23 protein-coding genes are annotated in these 17517 nt (G+C 59.9%); all 23 read left to right on the forward strand.

Translation table 11 applies throughout. The features are described 5' to 3' along the window. The first annotated feature begins 12 nt into the window (after nt 1-12). A complete protein-coding gene (locus PO883_RS15025; protein WP_289310487.1) occupies nt 13-300 on the forward strand; it encodes a hypothetical protein in 288 nt (95 codons plus the stop codon). Nucleotides 301-330: 30 nt separating this feature from the next. Continuing rightward, the gene (locus PO883_RS15030; RefSeq protein ID WP_289310488.1) at nt 331-705 is read left to right on the forward strand and encodes a hypothetical protein; all 375 of its coding nucleotides are present in this window, start codon (nt 331-333) and stop codon (nt 703-705) included. A gap of 1 nt (nt 706) precedes the next feature. Beyond that, a complete protein-coding gene (locus PO883_RS15035; RefSeq protein ID WP_289310489.1) occupies nt 707-1012 on the forward strand; it encodes a hypothetical protein in 306 nt (101 codons plus the stop codon). Beyond that, on the forward strand, nt 1012-1560 hold the full coding sequence (locus PO883_RS15040) for a hypothetical protein (protein ID WP_289310490.1): 549 nt from the start codon (nt 1012-1014) through the stop codon (nt 1558-1560). Before PO883_RS15035 ends, PO883_RS15040 begins: the two co-directional genes overlap by 1 nt. Further along, nucleotides 1557-2102: a hypothetical protein gene (locus tag PO883_RS15045; protein ID WP_289310491.1), complete on the forward strand. Its 546-nt coding sequence runs from the start codon at nt 1557-1559 to the stop codon at nt 2100-2102. The genes PO883_RS15040 and PO883_RS15045 overlap by 4 nt, the downstream gene beginning before the upstream one ends. After that, a complete protein-coding gene (locus PO883_RS15050) occupies nt 2099-2311 on the forward strand; it encodes a hypothetical protein (protein WP_289310492.1) in 213 nt (70 codons plus the stop codon). The genes PO883_RS15045 and PO883_RS15050 overlap by 4 nt, the downstream gene beginning before the upstream one ends. A gap of 3 nt (nt 2312-2314) precedes the next feature. After that, nucleotides 2315-3937 carry an SGNH/GDSL hydrolase family protein gene (locus PO883_RS15055; protein ID WP_289310493.1) on the forward strand — a complete coding sequence of 541 codons (1623 nt, stop codon included), beginning with the start codon at nt 2315-2317 and terminating at the stop codon, nt 3935-3937. Nucleotides 3938-3939: 2 nt separating this feature from the next. After that, nucleotides 3940-4614 carry a phage baseplate assembly protein V gene (locus PO883_RS15060; protein WP_289310494.1) on the forward strand — a complete coding sequence of 225 codons (675 nt, stop codon included), beginning with the start codon at nt 3940-3942 and terminating at the stop codon, nt 4612-4614. A gap of 53 nt (nt 4615-4667) precedes the next feature. Continuing rightward, entirely contained in the window at nt 4668-5006 is a 339-nt protein-coding gene (locus PO883_RS15065) for a GPW/gp25 family protein (protein WP_289310495.1), read from the forward strand. Continuing rightward, entirely contained in the window at nt 5006-5905 is a 900-nt protein-coding gene (locus tag PO883_RS15070) for a baseplate J/gp47 family protein (RefSeq protein WP_289310496.1), read from the forward strand. Before PO883_RS15065 ends, PO883_RS15070 begins: the two co-directional genes overlap by 1 nt. Beyond that, the gene (locus PO883_RS15075) at nt 5898-6437 is read left to right on the forward strand and encodes a phage tail protein I (protein ID WP_289310497.1); all 540 of its coding nucleotides are present in this window, start codon (nt 5898-5900) and stop codon (nt 6435-6437) included. The genes PO883_RS15070 and PO883_RS15075 overlap by 8 nt, the downstream gene beginning before the upstream one ends. After that, on the forward strand, nt 6434-7270 hold the full coding sequence (locus PO883_RS15080) for a phage tail protein (RefSeq protein ID WP_289310498.1): 837 nt from the start codon (nt 6434-6436) through the stop codon (nt 7268-7270). The genes PO883_RS15075 and PO883_RS15080 overlap by 4 nt, the downstream gene beginning before the upstream one ends. Then, nucleotides 7270-7590, forward strand: a complete 321-nt coding sequence (locus tag PO883_RS15085; protein WP_289310499.1) for a hypothetical protein — start codon at nt 7270-7272, stop codon at nt 7588-7590. Before PO883_RS15080 ends, PO883_RS15085 begins: the two co-directional genes overlap by 1 nt. A 3-nt stretch (nt 7591-7593) precedes the next feature. After that, nucleotides 7594-8640 (forward strand): hypothetical protein, encoded by a 1047-nt coding sequence (locus tag PO883_RS15090; RefSeq protein ID WP_289310500.1) that lies wholly within the window; start codon nt 7594-7596, stop codon nt 8638-8640. Nucleotides 8641-8643: 3 nt separating this feature from the next. Continuing rightward, nucleotides 8644-9480, forward strand: coding sequence for a hypothetical protein (locus PO883_RS15095; protein WP_289310501.1), 837 nt, complete (start codon nt 8644-8646; stop codon nt 9478-9480). Between the two features lie 129 nt (nt 9481-9609). Further along, the gene (locus tag PO883_RS15100; protein WP_289310502.1) at nt 9610-11034 is read left to right on the forward strand and encodes a phage tail sheath C-terminal domain-containing protein; all 1425 of its coding nucleotides are present in this window, start codon (nt 9610-9612) and stop codon (nt 11032-11034) included. A gap of 1 nt (nt 11035) precedes the next feature. Next, nucleotides 11036-11542 carry a phage major tail tube protein gene (locus tag PO883_RS15105; RefSeq protein WP_289310503.1) on the forward strand — a complete coding sequence of 169 codons (507 nt, stop codon included), beginning with the start codon at nt 11036-11038 and terminating at the stop codon, nt 11540-11542. Nucleotides 11543-11600: 58 nt separating this feature from the next. Continuing rightward, on the forward strand, nt 11601-11882 hold the full coding sequence (locus PO883_RS15110; RefSeq protein WP_289310504.1) for a phage tail assembly protein: 282 nt from the start codon (nt 11601-11603) through the stop codon (nt 11880-11882). Between the two features lie 123 nt (nt 11883-12005). Beyond that, nucleotides 12006-14399, forward strand: a complete 2394-nt coding sequence (locus tag PO883_RS15115; protein WP_289310505.1) for a phage tail protein — start codon at nt 12006-12008, stop codon at nt 14397-14399. Next, nucleotides 14396-15304 (forward strand): phage tail protein, encoded by a 909-nt coding sequence (locus PO883_RS15120; protein ID WP_289310506.1) that lies wholly within the window; start codon nt 14396-14398, stop codon nt 15302-15304. Before PO883_RS15115 ends, PO883_RS15120 begins: the two co-directional genes overlap by 4 nt. After that, the gene (locus PO883_RS15125) at nt 15304-15513 is read left to right on the forward strand and encodes a tail protein X (protein WP_289310507.1); all 210 of its coding nucleotides are present in this window, start codon (nt 15304-15306) and stop codon (nt 15511-15513) included. The genes PO883_RS15120 and PO883_RS15125 overlap by 1 nt, the downstream gene beginning before the upstream one ends. After that, nucleotides 15510-16571, forward strand: coding sequence for a phage late control D family protein (locus PO883_RS15130; protein ID WP_289310508.1), 1062 nt, complete (start codon nt 15510-15512; stop codon nt 16569-16571). Before PO883_RS15125 ends, PO883_RS15130 begins: the two co-directional genes overlap by 4 nt. Nucleotides 16572-16845: 274 nt before the next feature. Next, nucleotides 16846-17517, forward strand: a 672-nt coding sequence (locus PO883_RS15135; RefSeq protein ID WP_289310509.1) for a hypothetical protein, incomplete at its 3' end; no start/stop codon positions are given.

The raw sequence follows: 17517 nt of genomic DNA on the forward strand, positions 1-17517 counted from the left end.
GGAATCGAAACCATGAACAAGACCGATACCGTCAAATTGACATCCGCCATTGGCATTCAAGGCCAGCTCATCCGCGCTGGCGAAATCATCACGCTGCCGAAAGCTGCCGCGCTCGATCTGCTGCGCCGCGGGAAGGCCGTTGTTGCAACCGAACACGACGAGCCGACCGTTGACGTGCTGGAAGATGAGTCCGCCGTGGGTGGCGCCGAGGAACCCGGCGAAGTGACCGAGCCAGCGCATAACGATGCCATCGCACCCGGTGTGCTGGCTCCGGTGAAGACGACCAAAGCAAAAAAGTAATTTCACAATTACCTTGAAAGACACCTTACTATGAAACCTCTTGTTTCCCTGGCCGCCCTGGTCTTGGCCGCATCCAAGCGCGTCACCGCAACCGATATCGGCGCTGCCGTGGATCTCTCCGATATGACCGGTGCTTGCCGTTTCCTGCTCAATTCGTCCGCTTTGGAAGGCGCCGCCCAGACCAGCGACGTTAAGCTGCAGCACAGCGATACTGCTGGCGGCACGTACACCGACACCGGCATCGCGTTCGCCCAGATCACGACGGCAGGCGGCGCATCGGCGCAAGACCTGTTGCGCAGCGTCGACGGCCTGAAAAGATTCGTCAAGGTCGTCAATACCCTGGGCGGCGCCTCCCCCGCAGTCACCTTCGGTCTGACCGTCCTCGGCAAGAAAGCGAACGGCTAAGATGCTGCCCTGGGACGACTTGACCGAGTTCGTTGACGAAGACGACTTCGCAGTTCCGGTCGTCGTCACCCAGGACGGTAGCGTCTGGTCGTTCAGCGGCATTTTCGATGCCCCGTTTCTGGCCGCGCAGGCTGGCGGCTACGACATGGATAGCGCGACGATTACCGTCACGGCCATAGAAACGGCCATGGCGGGCATCAGGCGAAAAGCTGTGTGCGTCGTCAACGGAGCGGCTTACGCGGTCATGAACGCCCCCAAAGCGGACGGCACAGGCATGGCTGTGTTGATGCTGTCGGTACAGCCCTGATGTTGTACTTCGAAATTGACGCACACGGCCTGCAGCAGCTGGTCACGGACCTGTCAGCCACCGAAAAGCAGGTCAAGTTCGCTCTGTCCCGTGCCCTCTCGCGCACAGCTACTACGCTGCGCACGCTGGCATCGCGACGACTTAAGACAGACCTGCAACTGCGGACCATTTCGATGCTGCGCAAGCGTATGAAGGCCCTGCGTATACGCGGGGTCAGCGGCGACGGATTCAGCCTGTGGTTCGGCCTGAATGACATGCCTGTCAGCTGGTTCCAGGGCGCGCCTAAACAGTCATCGACCGGCGCGACGCACAAGGGGACAGCGTTCCCCAGCGCGTTCGTTGCGAAAAGCAAATTCAAGGGTAGGCGCACGGTGTTTAAACGCAACGGCGCAGCCCGGCTGCACATCGTGGAGCAGTTGAAGCCAATCGGCGACAAGGCGCAGATCGTGATCGAGGACGAAATCTTCGTGCTGACGGAACAGGTGTTCTGGAAGCACTTCGAACGCGACCTGCGGGCACGCGTGAACTACAAACTGGGCGGCGCATGAACATCAATACCGAAGTCGATCTGGCGGGCCTGCACGCCACGATCACCGCCGCCATTGCTGAGCGGTTCCCCTCGCTGGCAACGGTGGAGTTCTACCGCGAGGATCGCGAGGAATTGCCTGTGCCCGCGTGCATCCTGGACCTGTGCGAGTTCGAAGGCGAGCCGTCCGTTGACCCAGGCACCGGCCAGCTGGCGGTTATGGCGCGCTTTGAGGCGGAACTGATTATCGGCTTCCGCACGCCCGAAGCGAAGATGTCCCTGCGCCTGCTGGCCGGTGCGTTTGCCGCATTCCTGCATAAGAAGCGTTGGCCGGGTGGCCTGACTAGCGAAGCCGAGCAAATTCACGCCTACAAGGACGACTTCAAACCAGCGCTGGATCAATACGAGGTCTGGTGCGTCGAGTGGCGGCAAATCATCCATTTAGGCGAAAGTGTTTGGAGCGGGGAAGGCGTCACGCCGACCACGATCATGCTGGGCTTCGCGCCTGAAGTCGGGTTCGGTCATGAAGACGACTACATTCAAATCGCACCGGAGGCAGCGTGAAAGACAAGAACTATCCACATGGCGACGGTGTCACGGCGCTGAAGCTGAAAGACCTGGGCGGTGGAACGCACGCCGAAGTGCTTTCGACTGCCACCAGCACCGCCAGCGCAGCAGGCGACAAAGTCGTTTCAGTCGGCGACAGCGCGACGAAAGTTCGCATGCGCGACATGGGCGACGGAACACATGCAGAAGTATTTTTTCGGGGTTAATTGATGGCAGACAAAGTTATTCCAATTGGCGATGGCGCTACATTCAAACGCTACAAGGACATGGGCGACGGAACGCACGCTGAAGTGATTTCAATCCCCGGCCTGGGGCTGAGCACGACCGAAGGCATATTCAAACCGTTCGGAGGCTCGCTCAACAATGTCACCTTCAACCAGAGCGCTGGTTTGTCGGCTGACGCGAACGCAGGCTTCGGCCAAAAAGGTGAAGCTGAAGCGCCGTTTGACGCTATCCGCCTGGTTTGGATCAACCGCGCGGGGAACGAGCTTGTAGGCTGTTCGGCCCTTGTTGGGGTCACTGAAACGGCCGCAAGCGACACAAACGCCAAGATTTCGCAGCCGCACATCGGCGCATCGAATGGTGGCGTTGACGGCGTGGCGTATGGCAATCTAGCCCCGGCCGGTTCGATCCTTGGTTGGCGACCTGTGACCGTCAACGGCGCTACGTCCTGGAACGTACCATCTGGCGCGACGGGCGTCGGGATCGTGGTATCGGACTGGATTCCGCTATCGAGCCTGAAGAATCGCACAGATGGTGGCACGCGCCCGCTGTGGATGTTCCGCACCCAGCATGACGGCGCCACTGGTGGCAATTTCGCGTTCCTTGCCGGCGCTGGGATTGCCCAGTTGCGAACCGCCATTGCCGCTGCTCGCAACCGGATTTTGCAGTTTTTCTATGCTGGGCTGGGCGTATCGAATCCCGCCGCGGTCGGAGGGTTCAACAACAGCAGCATCGAAGTATTCCCGGTTTTCCGCTACCGTGTGAAGGCAAGGTCAGTGATGATCATCGGCGATTCGACATCGCAGGGCGATGGCCTGACATCGGGCGTGTATAACAACTGGGGATGGCGTGGTTGCGCTGATGCGTCGACGCCGCAGCGCCCGATCAATTACATCAACCAGGGCTGCAGCAGCAAATCGGCTGCGGAATATTGGCAGCGCGCCAAGGAAATCATGAACGCCGGCATTGTGCCGACAGATGTCGTCTGCACCCCTGGTTCGGTCAACGACGCGTACGCGAACATCGATCGCAAGTTCGAAACTAATCGTGCGCGGGCGTTTGAAATGATGGATTTCTGCCGTGCGAAAGGTGTCAGAAATCTCTTCTGGATGCCGCTACTTCCTTTCAATAACACCACGGCGCTGCAAGACGCGTACCGGTTAGAATTTAATGCTTTTCTGGCAGGCTTGCCTGATTCAAAGGTACTGCAGTTCCCTGGCATGGGTGACGGTGGAGCCCCTGAGCGCTGGGCAGGAGCGACCGGTAAGCTTGGCACCAGCAAGGGCGTCATTACGATCACGAACGCCTCCCCGGCAGTTGTTACGCGAGTAGCGCATGGCCTGGCAGTCAACACGCCTGTTGAGCTTTCTTCGACAGGATCTCTCCCTGCTGGCGTGCCCGTTGGAGCACGGCTGTTCGTCGCATCCGTCATCGACGTGGACAATATTACGCTTTCCGCCACGCTGGGCGGGCCAGCCCTAAATTCAACGACTGCGGGTTCGGGCACCCATACGCTGCTGATTACCCAGGACGGCTTCCACGAAAACGAGTACGCGCAGGAAGTGATCATGGCCCCTGTGCTTACCGCAGCGCTGAACGCAACGGCCTGATCATGAGCGCAGAAATCGAACGTCTCATGTCGAACATGATCCGCGTTGGCGTCGTCGCGGCACTGGACGAAGCAAACGCCCGCGTAAAAATGCGGGTGAACGGCCTGGTCACGGATTGGATGCCGTTTAATACCGGCAGAGCGGGAGCGACCCGAACCTGGTCGGCGCCGCGCATCGGCGAACAACTGGTGGTGTTCGCGCCATACGGCGACACTGGCCAGGCGTTCGCAGGCCAGTCCGTCTACCAGGACGACTACCCGGCACCAGTAGCAAGCATGCACCAGGAACATGTTATTTTTCCGGATGGCAGCACCGCCGACTACAACAGCGCGAGCAACACGCTGACCATCACGGTCAATGGTGGCGGCAACGTCATCGTCAATTGCAAGCACACGACCATCAACACCGACGATGACGTGACTGTGAACACGAAAATCGCCATCGTGAACGCCTCGATTAGCACGACTGTTGACACGCCTATTACGACGCTGACAGGCGATCTAAAAGTTGTCGGAAGCATTGATTTCGGGAGGGGGCTGACCGGCAGAGAGGGCGCTCACATTTCTGGCGATATCGTTTCTATTGACGCAGATGTCATTGCAATGAGCGCAATCAGCTTGGCCCTTCACAAGCACCGCGAGCAAGGCGACTTGCAACTGACCACGAAGCCGGTTTAAGTACGGAAAACCCACCGGAGGACCGTTCCGTCCGTGCCGCCGACAATGGCAGCATGGACGGAATAAACGCACTCACAGGTAAGCGGCTTGGCGGCATAACGCATTTGCGCCAGTCAATATGCGACATTCTCACGACACCAATCGGCACGCGTGTGATGCGCCGCGACTATGGCAGCCGGCTTCCGCGCCTGGTCGACGCGCCTATCAACAGCGAAACCATCCTGGATATGTACGCTGCTGCGGCGGAAGCGCTGCGCTTGAACGAGCCGCGGTTCAAGCTGCACAAGGCGGTCATTGTCAACGCCGTGCCTGGCCACATCGAAATTGACCTGATCGGCGAGTATCTGCCGGAAGGCCGAGTAATCAAGCTTGACGGAATCGAGATTAAATAATGGCAGGTGCTTTTACCGCTGTCGATCTTTCACAGCTTCCCTTTCCTGATGCTGTCGAATCATTGGATTATGAAACGATTTTGACGGCAATGCTGGCCGATTTGCAGGCCCGCGATCCGCTGTTTAGCGCACTGGTCGAATCCGATCCGGCATTCAAGATCATGGAAGTGTGCGCGTACCGCGAAGTGCTGTTGCGTCAGCGTGTCAACGAAGCCGTGAAGGCAATCACCCTGGCCTACGCCGAGAAAACCGACCTGGACCAGATCGCCGCCCGCTACGATGTGGAACGGCTTCTGCTGGTGGCTGAAGACCTTAAGTCCACACCCCCGACACTGGCCGTGTACGAGGACGACGACAGTCTGCGCCGGCGCGTGCAACTGTCATTTGAGGGGTTCAGCACTGCGGGGCCGGAAGGCGCGTATGTTTTTCACGCCTTGGGCGCCGATGCCGACGTGCTGGACGTGGCTGTTGACAGCCCGACACCGGGCGTCGTCTCTGTTGCGGTGCTGTCCCGCGAGAGCAACGGCACACCATCGGTTGAACTGTTGGCCGCCGTCAATGCGACACTGAGCGCCGACGACGTGCGCCCGCTGACGGACAACGTACACGTTGTCGCTGGCAATATCATCAACTACAGCGTGACAGCTTCACTGGTTCTGTTCGACGGCCCCGACGCAACAGTGGTCATCGAAACGGCGCGGGCCGCTATGCAGGCGTACGCGAACGCATCGCATCGCCTGGGCCGCGACGTAACCCTGTCGGGCGTGTACGCGGCCCTGCACCAGCCAGGCGTGCAGCGCGTAGCCCTGGCGGCGCCGGTGGCCAGCATCGTCACCGCGTGGAACCAAGCAGCGTATTGCATCGGCATCACCCTGACTTTGGGCGGCATCGATGCCTGACCACCTGCTGCCATGCAACGCGTCGAAGGTCGAGCAATCCATGTCGCTGGCCGTAGCGCGGCTGACCGATGTTCCGCTGGCCGTACGCGAGTCATGGAACCCGGACGCATGCGCGGCGCACTTGCTGCCCTGGTTGGCATGGCAGTTCAGCGTAGACAAATGGGATACCGGTTGGTCCACCGATCAGAAGCGCGGTGCGATCAAGGCCAGTATCCAGGTGCACCGCAAAAAAGGCACGCCGTGCGCAGTCCGCACAGCCCTGAAAGCGCTGGGCTTTCCAGTCGGCCTGACCGAGTGGTTCAACGCAGTGCCAACCGGAGCGCCGTACACGTTCAGCATTTCGCTGGACGTTACAGGCTACGGCATCCCTACGCCGGCATCGTACCAGACGATCCTGGACGTGATTCAGAGTACCAAGAACGTGCGCAGCCATCTGGCGGCGCTGCATGTCAATGCCGGGATCAGTGGTGACATATTCGGCGGCGGCGCTGCACTGACAGGTGAAATAGTTTCAATTTCCGCAGAGGCATGATGACCACTTTCGTAATTAAGATAACAGCGCTGGGTTTGGCGAAGCTCGCCGCGGTGTCCGCTGGCGGCGCTACCGTGAACCTAACGCAAATGGCTGTCGGCGACGGAAGCGGGAATCCAACAACCCCGGACCCTATGCAGACCGCGCTTGTGCGGGAGGTATACCGCACGATGATCAATTCGCTGCGCGTCGACACCAACGACCTGACAATCATGCACGCGGAAATGCTCATTCCGTCGAACGTCGGCGGTTTCGCAATCCATGAGGTCGGCGTGTTCGATCAGGATGGGGCGCTGTTCGCTGTGGGAAATTTCCCCGCGACCTGGAAACCAGTTGCAGCGGACGGCAGCACCCGCGACATGATTATTGACGCGGCTATGAAGGTGCATAACGCAAGTTCGATCACGCTGGTGGTCGATACGCAGTATGTGGGCGCGACCCGCCAGTGGGTTATCTCGACAATCACGCGGGCGTACATCATCCCTGGCGGGACAACGCACCAGGTGCTGCGCAAGATCAATAACGCGGACGGAAACACGGAATGGGCTGACCAGACTGACGCAAATATCCTGGTCGATGTCATTAAGGAACGCCAGGTTGCGGCGGCGGGGCAGGATACGTTCACGTTGAACGTCTGCACCACTGACGGCGTGGCGGTGTACGTCGAGGGATCGCGCCAGCACGAATTCCAAGTGCTTACAGGCGTCAGCCTGAAGCTGTCTATTGCGCTCCCGCTGGGGGCTGAAGTTCTGTTCGTGCAAAACGAACCGAACGAACCACTGAAGATCCCGAAACGGATCAAGTTTATTGGCTACTACATAGGGCAAATCTAATGGCATCCATGATCTTTGGGAAGGCTAATTTAGTCGCGGGTGTTGAGCAGCAGTTAGGTTCAGCCGTTCCGGCGAATGAAACCGCTGTTGCTAACGTCTCGCTCGTTAATCGCGGTTCCGTGCCAGTCAGGATTCGGCTGGCATTCGGCACGGGGATTGCAGCGGCAGATGCCGACTGGATCGCATACGACCGCATTCTGCTGCCGAATTGCGAATACGAAAAGACCGGCTGTCTTCTGACTGAAGGTGAAAAAATCTTTGTGCGCAGCGATACTGCAACAGTGTCGGCCCGCGCACACGCATTGCTTGAAGGAGCGTAAAACATGGGCATCCACGCAGATGACAACATCCTGTCACATACGAAAGATAATGCGTCGAACTTGACGCGCCCGAATGGCTTCTTGGGCATTTTCGGGCAGGGGTCATACAAGGTTTTTGAGCAGAGCGGCACTTTTGTCGTCCCCGCTGGCGTGTCGAAACTCCGTGTGCGACTGGTGGCGGGCGGCGGCGGTGGCGGCAACAATCTAGATGGCGCGGGCGTATTAAGCGGCGGGCCTAGCGGCGGCGGCGGCGGCGAATTTGCCATTGGCGTATTCAGCGTGGCACCACTGGCAAGCTTTGCGGTAACGGTAGGTGTTGGCGGGCTGTCTACTGTAACGACCGTTGACGGAACAGGCGGGGCGGGCACTGGCGGGGCGGGTACTGCGTCGACGTTTGGCACGATGCTGACTGCCTTGGGCGGGCAGGGCGGCAAAGTCGGCAACGTCGGTTCTTCTACGGTGAATGCTGGCGGCCTGGGTGGCACTGGCGGCACTGGCGGCACTGGCGGTGACTTCCGCGCAAGCGGCGGACAAGGCGGGGCCGGCCGGAATCAGTGGGGCGGCGGCGGCGGCGGCGCTGGCTCGCAGCTGGGAGAGGGCGGCAGTGTTTCGCAGTTCGGAACTTTCATCACGGGCGGCGGCGGCGTGTGCGGCGCGGTTATGTCGGTCAATTTGATGGGCGGCGCTGGCAGCTACGGCCTGGGCGGCGCTAGCGCGTTCGGCAATTCCAAGGCATTGCCAGGACCGGATGCTTACGGCGGCGGGGTGGGTTCGTATGCCGTTATCCGTTTCCCGTTCGACGGCTTCATGGGCGGCGGCGGGGCGGCGTCAGGCGCCCCAGGCGGTAGCGGCGGCGGTGGCGGTGGGAGGGTGGGCGGCCCAGGCGGCAGCGGTGGCGACGGCGGCGGCGGTGGCGGCAGCGGTGCGGGCACGCTGTGCGGGCCAGGGCTCGGCGGCTTTGGCGGCGGTGGCGGCGGCTTCGGGCTGCGCAGCGTTAGCGGCAGCGGATACGCATCCGGCGGCGCGGGCGTCGTCGTCGTGGAGTATTGATTTATGAAGCAAGATCAAAGCACATTACTGTCGCTGGCATTGACCGCGACAGCGGCGGGCGTAGTGACCGCGAAGACCACGCCGACGCCCGATGACAGTTCGAAGAAGCTGGCAACAACCGAGTACGTCAAGGTCGCCGGGAGGTTGAACCGAATTCTGGTCTACCGCTTGAATGCCGGTGTTCAGCAGGTATCGATTAACGGGGCGGCATTCACGCCTACCGGGGCGGGCACGTACACGCCTGCTGTCGGCATGATATTCATCAAGGCGCAAGTTCAAGGCGGCGGCGGCGCTGCGGGTGGGGCCGGGGGCGCAGCTGCGGGCAATGTAAGCGTGGGCGCCCCAGGGTCTGCTGGCGCGTACGGGGTCAACCTGTTAAATGTTGCGGACATCGGCGCATCGAAGATTGTCACCGTGGGCGCTGGCGGTGTTGCAGCTTCCAATACGGCGGGGGCCATCGGCGGGTCGTCATCAATAGGCGCACTGTTGATTGCGCCAGGTGGGCCGGGGGGAGGCCTGCTGAACAACCAGGTTCCGCCAGCGGTCAACGGCAACAGCGCGGCGTCGAGCGTGCCGACCGGGGCGAACCTGCTTTCCGTTGTCGGCACGGCAGGGGCAGCGACGCTGGCCAGTTCCGCGTCCACGGGCGGCATGCTGGGCGGTTCTGGTGGATCGTCCCCGCTGGGGCCGGGACCATCTGGCGCACCCGGCAACAGCGCCGGGGTCAACGCTGTGAATTTCGGCACCGGTGGCAGCGGAGTTGCACTCAACCAAGCGGGCGGCACGGCAGCAGGGGGCAATGGTGCTGCGGGGCTCGTCGTCATCGAAGAATATATCTGAGCGCCGTCAAACATCATTCGACCGCCGCAGCCCGGGCGGTTATTTTTTTTGGAAAACCCACCGGAGGAACCCGGCCCAGTTGCTCGGCAAAATACAGACTGCGAATTCCAAATATTTTAGGACATAACTATGGCCGTTGAACAATTTCTGCATGGCGTCGAAGTAATCGACATTGACGGCGGCGCACGTCCAATTTCCACCGTGAAGTCGAGCGTTATCGGCATCGTCGGCACCGCACCGGACGCTGACCCTGTTGCGTTCCCGCTGAACACTCCTGTACTGGTCGCCGGTTCGCGCATCGAAGCTGCGAAACTGGACATGACCGGCCTGGGCCTGGGCACTTTGCCGTCGGCGATGGACTCGATTTTCGATCAGTGCGGCGCTGTCGTGATCGTTGTGCGAGTGGCAAAGGAGGTCACCGATATTGCAACCCTGGCGAACATTCTTGGCGGCGTCGATGCGATTACTGGCCAGTACAAGGGCGTGCACGCCTTCCGTGCCGCACAATCCACACTTGGGTATCAGCCGCGCCTGCTGTGCGCTCCTGGCTTCACCCACCAGCGCGTAACAGGCGGCGTTGTCACCCTGACCGGCATGGCCGGCAGCGGTTACACGGACGGCACATACCCTCTAACCATAACGGGCGGCACTGGCGGTAGCGGCGCGACAGCAACGGCCACGATTCTGGGCGGCGTCGTCACAAAGCGCGCGATCACCAACAGCGGCAGCGGCTACACCGTAGCCCCAACGTTCGCCTTGACCGGCGCAGGCGCAGGCACTGGCGCGACGTTCGCTCCTGGCCTGGGCAGCGCGGGCAATGCTGTGGTAGCCGAACTAGTGGGCATTGCTGACCGCCTGAAGGCAACCATCTTTGCGGACGGTCCAAGCACGAACGACGCCGCGGCCATCGCCTACGCTGGCGACTTTGGCAGCAAGCGCATCTATGTCATCGACCCGAAAGTTCTGAAGACCGAAGACGGCGTGCTGGTCACGCAGTATTCGAGCGCTGGCGCAGTAGGCATCCAGGCCCGCATCGACAACGACCTGGGCTTTTGGTGGTCGCCATCGAATCAACTGTTCAACGGCATTCAGGGCACCGAGCGAGCAATTGATTTCACGCTGGGCGACGCAAACAGCCGCGCCAACATGCTGAACGAAAAGAAGGTCGCAACCATCATCCGTGAAGACGGATACCGCCTGTGGGGCAATCGCACGCTGTCGAGTGATCCGAAGTGGGCATTCCTGTGCGTCGTGCGCACCGCCGACATTATCAACGACAGCCTGCTGCGCGCTCACCTGTGGGCCGTGGATCGAGGCATTACAAAAAACTACATGACCGAGGTGGTCGAAGGCGTGAACGCGTATCTGCGCCACCTGACCGCTATCGGCGCAATCCTGGGCGGCAAGTGCTATGCCGACCCGGACCTGAATACACCGTTGCAGATCGCGCAGGGCAAGGTGTATTTCGACTTCGATTTCACGCCAGTGTACCCAGCTGAGCACATTACGTTCCGCAGCCATCTGGTGAACGACTACATCAAGGAGATCTTCTAATATGGCCGCCCGCGACGTTCGGAAAAATTTTAACCTGTTCATCGATGGCAAAGGCTTTGCTGGCCAGGTCGATGAAGTCACCCCGCCAAAGCTGACCCTCAAGACGGAGGAATTTCGTGGCGGGGGCATGAACGCCCCGGTCAAGCTGAGCATGGGGCAAGAGGCAATGGACGCCGACTTCACCATGATCCAGTTCAGTCGCGATGCGCTGTCGTACTGGGGCGTGGCCGAGGGACAGTTCGTCCCGTTCACGCTGCGCGAATCCTTGGAATCGTATGACGGCACCACAACGCCTGTCACACACGTCATGCGCGGCAAGGTTTTAGAAGTCGATATGGGCAGCGTAAAGGCTGGCGAAAAGCCGATGTTGAAATTGTCCATGAACCTGAACTACTACAAGCTGCAGCACGGCGACGTCGTGGTGCATGAAATCGACATCATCAACATGATTCACATCGTCAATGGCGTGGATATGCTGGCCGCCCAGCGCGCCGCACTCGGCATGTAACAACCTCTGGCCGGCGTGGATCGGCCAGTCTCTACAATCATTTCATTAGGCGCACGACATGGCAAACACTTCGAACGTAAAAATGAATGCTGACGGCAGTGCCGCAGATATCACGCTGACCAAGCCGCTGAACATCGACGGCACCAACGTGGGCGCGCTGCGCATGCGCGAGCCGACTGTTGATGACCAGCTGGTGCATGACCTCACTACCGGCAGCGACGCAGCCAGAGAGGTCGAATTCATGGCAAAGCTGTGTGGCCTGGCCCCTTCGAACTTGCGCGCCATGGGCCTGCGTGACTATCGCCGCGTACAGGAAGCGTTCCAGCTTTTTATCGACTAAGCGCGGACTACTGCCTTGACGGGATGCTTGCGCTGGCATCTCACACCGGATGGGCAGAGGCGGAAATGCTGAGCATGCGAACGTCGCGGTTCACAGCCTACCTGGAGCGACTGGCAAAAGAGCATGGCAAATAAACGTCTAAATACCACAATCACTATCGGCGGAACCGTGACCCCAGGGCTGAAGTCGGCGCTGGGGTCGACGTCGTCCATGCTGAAGGGGATCGGCAAGTCCATCGGTGAACTGGTCCGAAAGCAGAGCGAACTGAAGTCGGGTATCCGTACGTTTGAAAGCATGGGCAAGAGCGTTGACGGCCTGCGCCTGAAGTACCTGAACAACATCAAGACAATTGACGCCCTGCGCGTTGCGCAGAACCGGCTGCAGCAGGGGCAGGAGCGGCAAGATCGCATCAACAGCAAGGCCGTCAAAGTCGGCGCGGCCGGCGTCGGCGCCACTGTCGCTGGCGGTGCGATCATTCGTTCGGTCGTACCTGGCGTCAATGAGGCGAAGCACTACGAAACCGAGAAGTCGCGGATCACGGCACTGGGCCTGGGTGACGCCGTTTCTCATGAGGCATTCACCTACGCCAAGCAGATTAAAACGTTCGGCACCAGTCAGCTGGAAAACCTGGAGCTGACCCGCGACGCGCTGTCGATCTTTACGACCATGCACGACACGGAAAACGTTGTTCCCACGCTGGCAAAAATGAAATTTGGTAATGCCGCGATTTACGGCGCCAAGGGCAAGGAAAACGAAGCTGCCTTCATGGACATGCTGAAGGTTGTCGAACTGCGCGGCGGTGCGCACAGCAAGGAAGAATTCGAAGCGCAGGCGAACCTGATTCAGAAAGTCGTTTCCGCGACTGGTGGCCGCGTTGGCGCAAGCGAATGGCGCAACGTTATTTCGACTGGCGGTATTGCGGCGAAACTCACACGTGACGACGCCTTCTATTACCAGCTCGAACCCCTGGTGCAGATGCAAGGCGGCGACAAGGTGGGTACGGGTCTGTCAGCGTCGTATTCAAGTCTGTACCAGGGCCGCACGACCAAGCGCGCCGCGATGAACTTGGATAAGTACGGACTGATCGGCGACAGGTCGAAGGTGAAACACGACAAGGTGGGCCAGACATCGCAGTTGAATCCCGGCGCGCTGCTGGGCAGCGACCTGTTCCGCGAATCCCAGTATGAATGGGTCAAGCAAATCCTGATCCCCACGCTGGCGAAAAAGGGCGTCACAGAAGACAAGGAAATTGCCGATGTAATCGCCAGCATTGTGTCGAACCGTAAGGGCGCCGACCTGCTAGCGACGATGGTTCTGCAGCGCGGCCTGATCGACAAGGACGAGAAGAAGAACCGCGGCGCGTACGACGTAAATCAAATCTTCGGCGAAGCGCAAAAGAACGCGTCAGGCATGGAAATCAAGGCGCACGCTGATCTGGCCGATGTAAAGCTGCGCCTGGGCGGTCAGATTCTGCCGTTGTACACGAAGGCGCTTGTGATGGCTTCGAACGCGCTGGAAAAGTTCAGCAAGTTCAGCGAACGCAATCCGAAGCTGACCAGTACGCTGGTTATCGGCGTGACAGCTCTGGGCGTCGGCCTGGCCGTTGTTGGCCCGTTGCTGGTCGCCGCAGCTGGGGCGATGGGCATCTACGCAGGCGCGCAGATGATGATGACCCGCGCCCTTGTCGGCGGTGGCGCGACGAGCGCAATCGGCCTGCTGGGGCGTGGCCTGGCCAGCGTGGGCCGCATCATCCCCGGCTTGCTGGCCGTGCTGCGCCCGCTGGCTCTCGCGTTCATGATTTCCGTCGCGCCAATGGCAGTAATCGCCGGGGTTGCCGTGGGCATCGCCGCCGCCGGACTGCTGATCTGGAAATATTGGGAACCGCTGAAGGCGTTTTTCAGCGGCTTCGGCACTGCGCTTATGGCCGGCCTGGCGCCAGTTGGGGAGGCTATCAGCGCCGCGTTCGCTCCAGTCTGGGCCGTGCTGAAGCCTGTCGTCATGCCGGTGCTTGAAACCATGGGCGGCTGGGTCAAGTCGCTGGCTGGCTGGTTCGGCGACCTGTTGACGCCAGTCGGGGCTGCATCCCAAACCACGACTGACTTCGGAAACGCGGGCAAGGTCTGCGGCGAAGTGGTGGCCGCCGCGTTCAACTTCATGCTGACACCGATCAACATGGTGCTCAAATCTATCAAGTGGATCGGCGACAACATCGGCGGCGTGATCGACAAGACGATGCAACTGGGGGCGAACGCGGGCACCTTGGTAAGCGGTGGCTGGAACGCGGCGAAATCGCTGTTCACAGGTCCGACGCCTACGATGGCTGGCACCGTGCCTGTACTGCCGCCAGTGCGCGGCATCGGCGCCGCTGCTGGCGCAAGCAGCAGCACGACGAACACATTCAACATCACGCAGCAGCCGGGCCAGGACGCGCGGGCGCTCGCGGATGAAATTACCAAGCTGCAGCAGCGCGAGCATGCTGTCAAGTCGCGCAGCAGCATGAGGGACGGCACGCAATGAGCGAAATTATGATGAAGCTGGGACCGTATTCGTTCGGCCTTCAGACGGCCGCTTACCAGGAGTTCCAGCGCAGCACTGCTTACACCTGGGCCGCGCAGGCGCGCTTCGGGAAGCTGAACACGCTGCAACCAACTGGTCCTGGTGAAGACGCGTTCACGCTGACCGGACTCATCTTTCCTGAACACTTCGGGGGCACCGGCCAGCTGGACGCAATGCGGGCGCTGGCCGAGCTGCAAAAGCCGCAAGCGCTGATCGACGGTCGCGGCAACATGCTTGGGCAATGGGTGATTGAAAGCATAGACGAAACGGGGTCAATCTTTGCCGCGCGCGGCGTGGCACGGAAGCAGGATTTCAGCATCAAGCTAAAGCGGGCTCCGGAGGACAGCGGGCTGGGCCTGATCGCTTCGGCGCTGGGAGCAACCACGCAGGGGTTCCCGATCTCATCCGATCTGGTCATCAGTGCGAAGAACCTGGCGACCACGGCACGCAACGGCGGCGGCAACATGCTGGGCGCATTGGCCGATTCGCTGGTAACAGTCACCAGCTATGCTGCTGCCTTAGGCAATCAGGCGTCTGGGACGCTTCAGGCGGTCCGTAGCGGCGTCAATTTAGCGAAGACGCTACAGAACGCAGGTAGCGACGCTGGTGGCCTTCTGGCTGGCGTCAAATCGGTCGCAGGCGTCGGAAGCGCAATGAATGGCCTGGTCAATGTGGGCGGGAACATCTCGCGGGCCGCAGGGTCCGCATCGAGCGTGTTGCAGCGCGCCGGCGTCGACCTGGGCGCGGGCCAGGCCGACCCCGTAGCCATCGCGGCGGTCCGCAACAGCATGGTCGGCATGAATCAGTTGAACGTCTTTGCGGTATCCGTGCGCACCACGGCACAATCAATCATCGGGCGAATTTGATGGCGATCTACATCACCAAATACGGCGACACGGCCGATTACATTACCTGGAAATATTACGGCCGCCAGGACCAGCAGACGGTCGAGCAGGTGCTGCAGGCGAACCCTGGACTGGCTGATCGCGGGCCCACGCTGCCGCCGAACGTGCGCGTCAACCTGCCGGAACTGTTCAAGCCTGTCGCTGTGGATGGGCCAACGCTATGGACTTGAAGCCGACCTATCAGGTACTTGCGAATTCGACCGACATCACCGCGGTTATTGAAAGCCGCTTCCTGTCGTTGTCGTTGACCGACGAAACCGGCATCACGTCCGACATGCTGGAAATTAAGCTTTCCGACTACGACCCCGCCGCCCCGATTCAGAAGCCGCCCAAGGGTGCGGAGCTGGAAGTGTTCTTGGGCTACGACGGTGTGAATGCCCGCATGGGTATGTTTTGTGTCGATGAAATCGAGTACAGCGGCTGGCCAGGCGAAATGACAGTTCGCGCTCGCGGGGCGATTTTCGACAAAACGCCGAAAGGGAAGGCGAACTTGCAAAGCCAGAAGACCCGAAGCTGGGCTGCCGGCACGACTCTGGGCGCGATGGTGACGAAGATCGCAAAGGAACATGGCATGGAAGGCGCCGTGTCCGCTTCGCTGAAGTCGGTTGCACTGCCCTACGTGGCCCAGCAAGACGAATCAGATCTGAACCTGCTTGTCCGCCTGGGAAAGAAGTACGACGTTATCGTGAAGCCCGCGAACGGCCGGCTGATCCTGGCCAAGCGCGGCGAGTCGAAGTCAGTCGGCGGGCAGGTGCTGACGGTCATCAACGTTACCCCGGCAAGCGGTATAACATCTTTTCACGTCATGGAAACGGCGCGGGATAGTTCGGGCACGGTAATCGCCTATTATCACAAGATGAAGCAGAGCAAGCGGCACGAGGTAAAGGTGGGCAACGGCGAGCCGGTCACCCGGCTGAAGCAGTACCAACCGACCAAGGAAATGGCGATAGCGCTGGCGCAGGCCGAACTTGCGAAGCGCGATCGGCAAAAGTCTGTTTTATCGCTGACCCTGCCAGGTCGGCCAGCCTTCGGCGCCGAAGGCAAGCTGATCACCTCGGGTTTTCGTGAGGGCGTCGACAATGAATGGGTGATCACGCGCGTGACACATAGCCTGACAAAAGACGGCGGATATTCATGCAGCATCGAAGCGGAATTGCCCACGGATAGCAGGCACGACATAAACGACATCGCGGACGTTGCCTCAGACGGACTGGACGATGAGTCCTGATGGCGCTGCCCGAGGTGCGCGGCGGTGTTGCTCACAGGCTGGCCGTTGGAATGCTCGGCGCCTTGATGCCTGCCTGTCCAAGGTCGCCAGCGCGCGCGACCACCTGCGAAATGGAAAAATCATATAAAATTATCAACATTTCTTTCTTTTAAGTTGGATAAATGTTACAATGATATTTTTAATATTTTGGCCATGATAGGCACTGAATATTTGTCTCGCATCCGACACCCTATGTACGGATCAGACGATTTTTGTGCGTGACCTTAGGAGATGTATGGGCAAGTTCGTATTTTTCGGGATGAAAGAAGCGGGTGGCTGCGGGCAGCACCTGATCGCAACACTTTCAACTTTAGGTAAGGTCGCGAAATCTGCAACCTTCTTCATTTTTTTGATGTTTTTCACATCTCCAGCGCAAGCCACAGCGCCGCAAGTCAAATACATGTACGTCGTGGGCACGACGCATGCTCCCGTTGCATCGCGACAAGCTGCATGCGTGGCTTTTGCCGACTATTTTGCCGGAATGTTTACATCTCCGCGCGTCGATCCAGACGCGGTGTCGGAAGAACCAAATCTTGTAGGCCCGGTAGCAAATATCCGTTGTTTATACAACCTCGTCTCGAATGGTCAGGTCGACGCACGTAGTCCGGGAGTTGCCTATTGCAGCCCGACACCAGCGGGCGGCGGGGAGTTTGTTATCGATAAGCGAAGTGACACATGCCTATGCCCCGTAGGGAAAAAATACTATCCGGATGTCGACAAATGCGTGACAGAAACACCCGTTCCCGAGCCTAAAGCCCCACCTGGCAAGCCGTCGGACAACGGCCCAAGTTGCGGCGGCGGTGCCCCACAGCCAAAGTGCGGCGAACCGATCAATCCTGGCACAGGAAACATGTGGCACATCGAGGACGACTACACGTCCGCCTCACCGATTAGCGCTCTTGCCATT

This window comes from Massilia sp. DJPM01 (genome assembly GCF_030348125.1).
Lineage (GTDB): Bacteria > Pseudomonadota > Gammaproteobacteria > Burkholderiales > Burkholderiaceae_D > Telluria_A > Telluria_A frigida.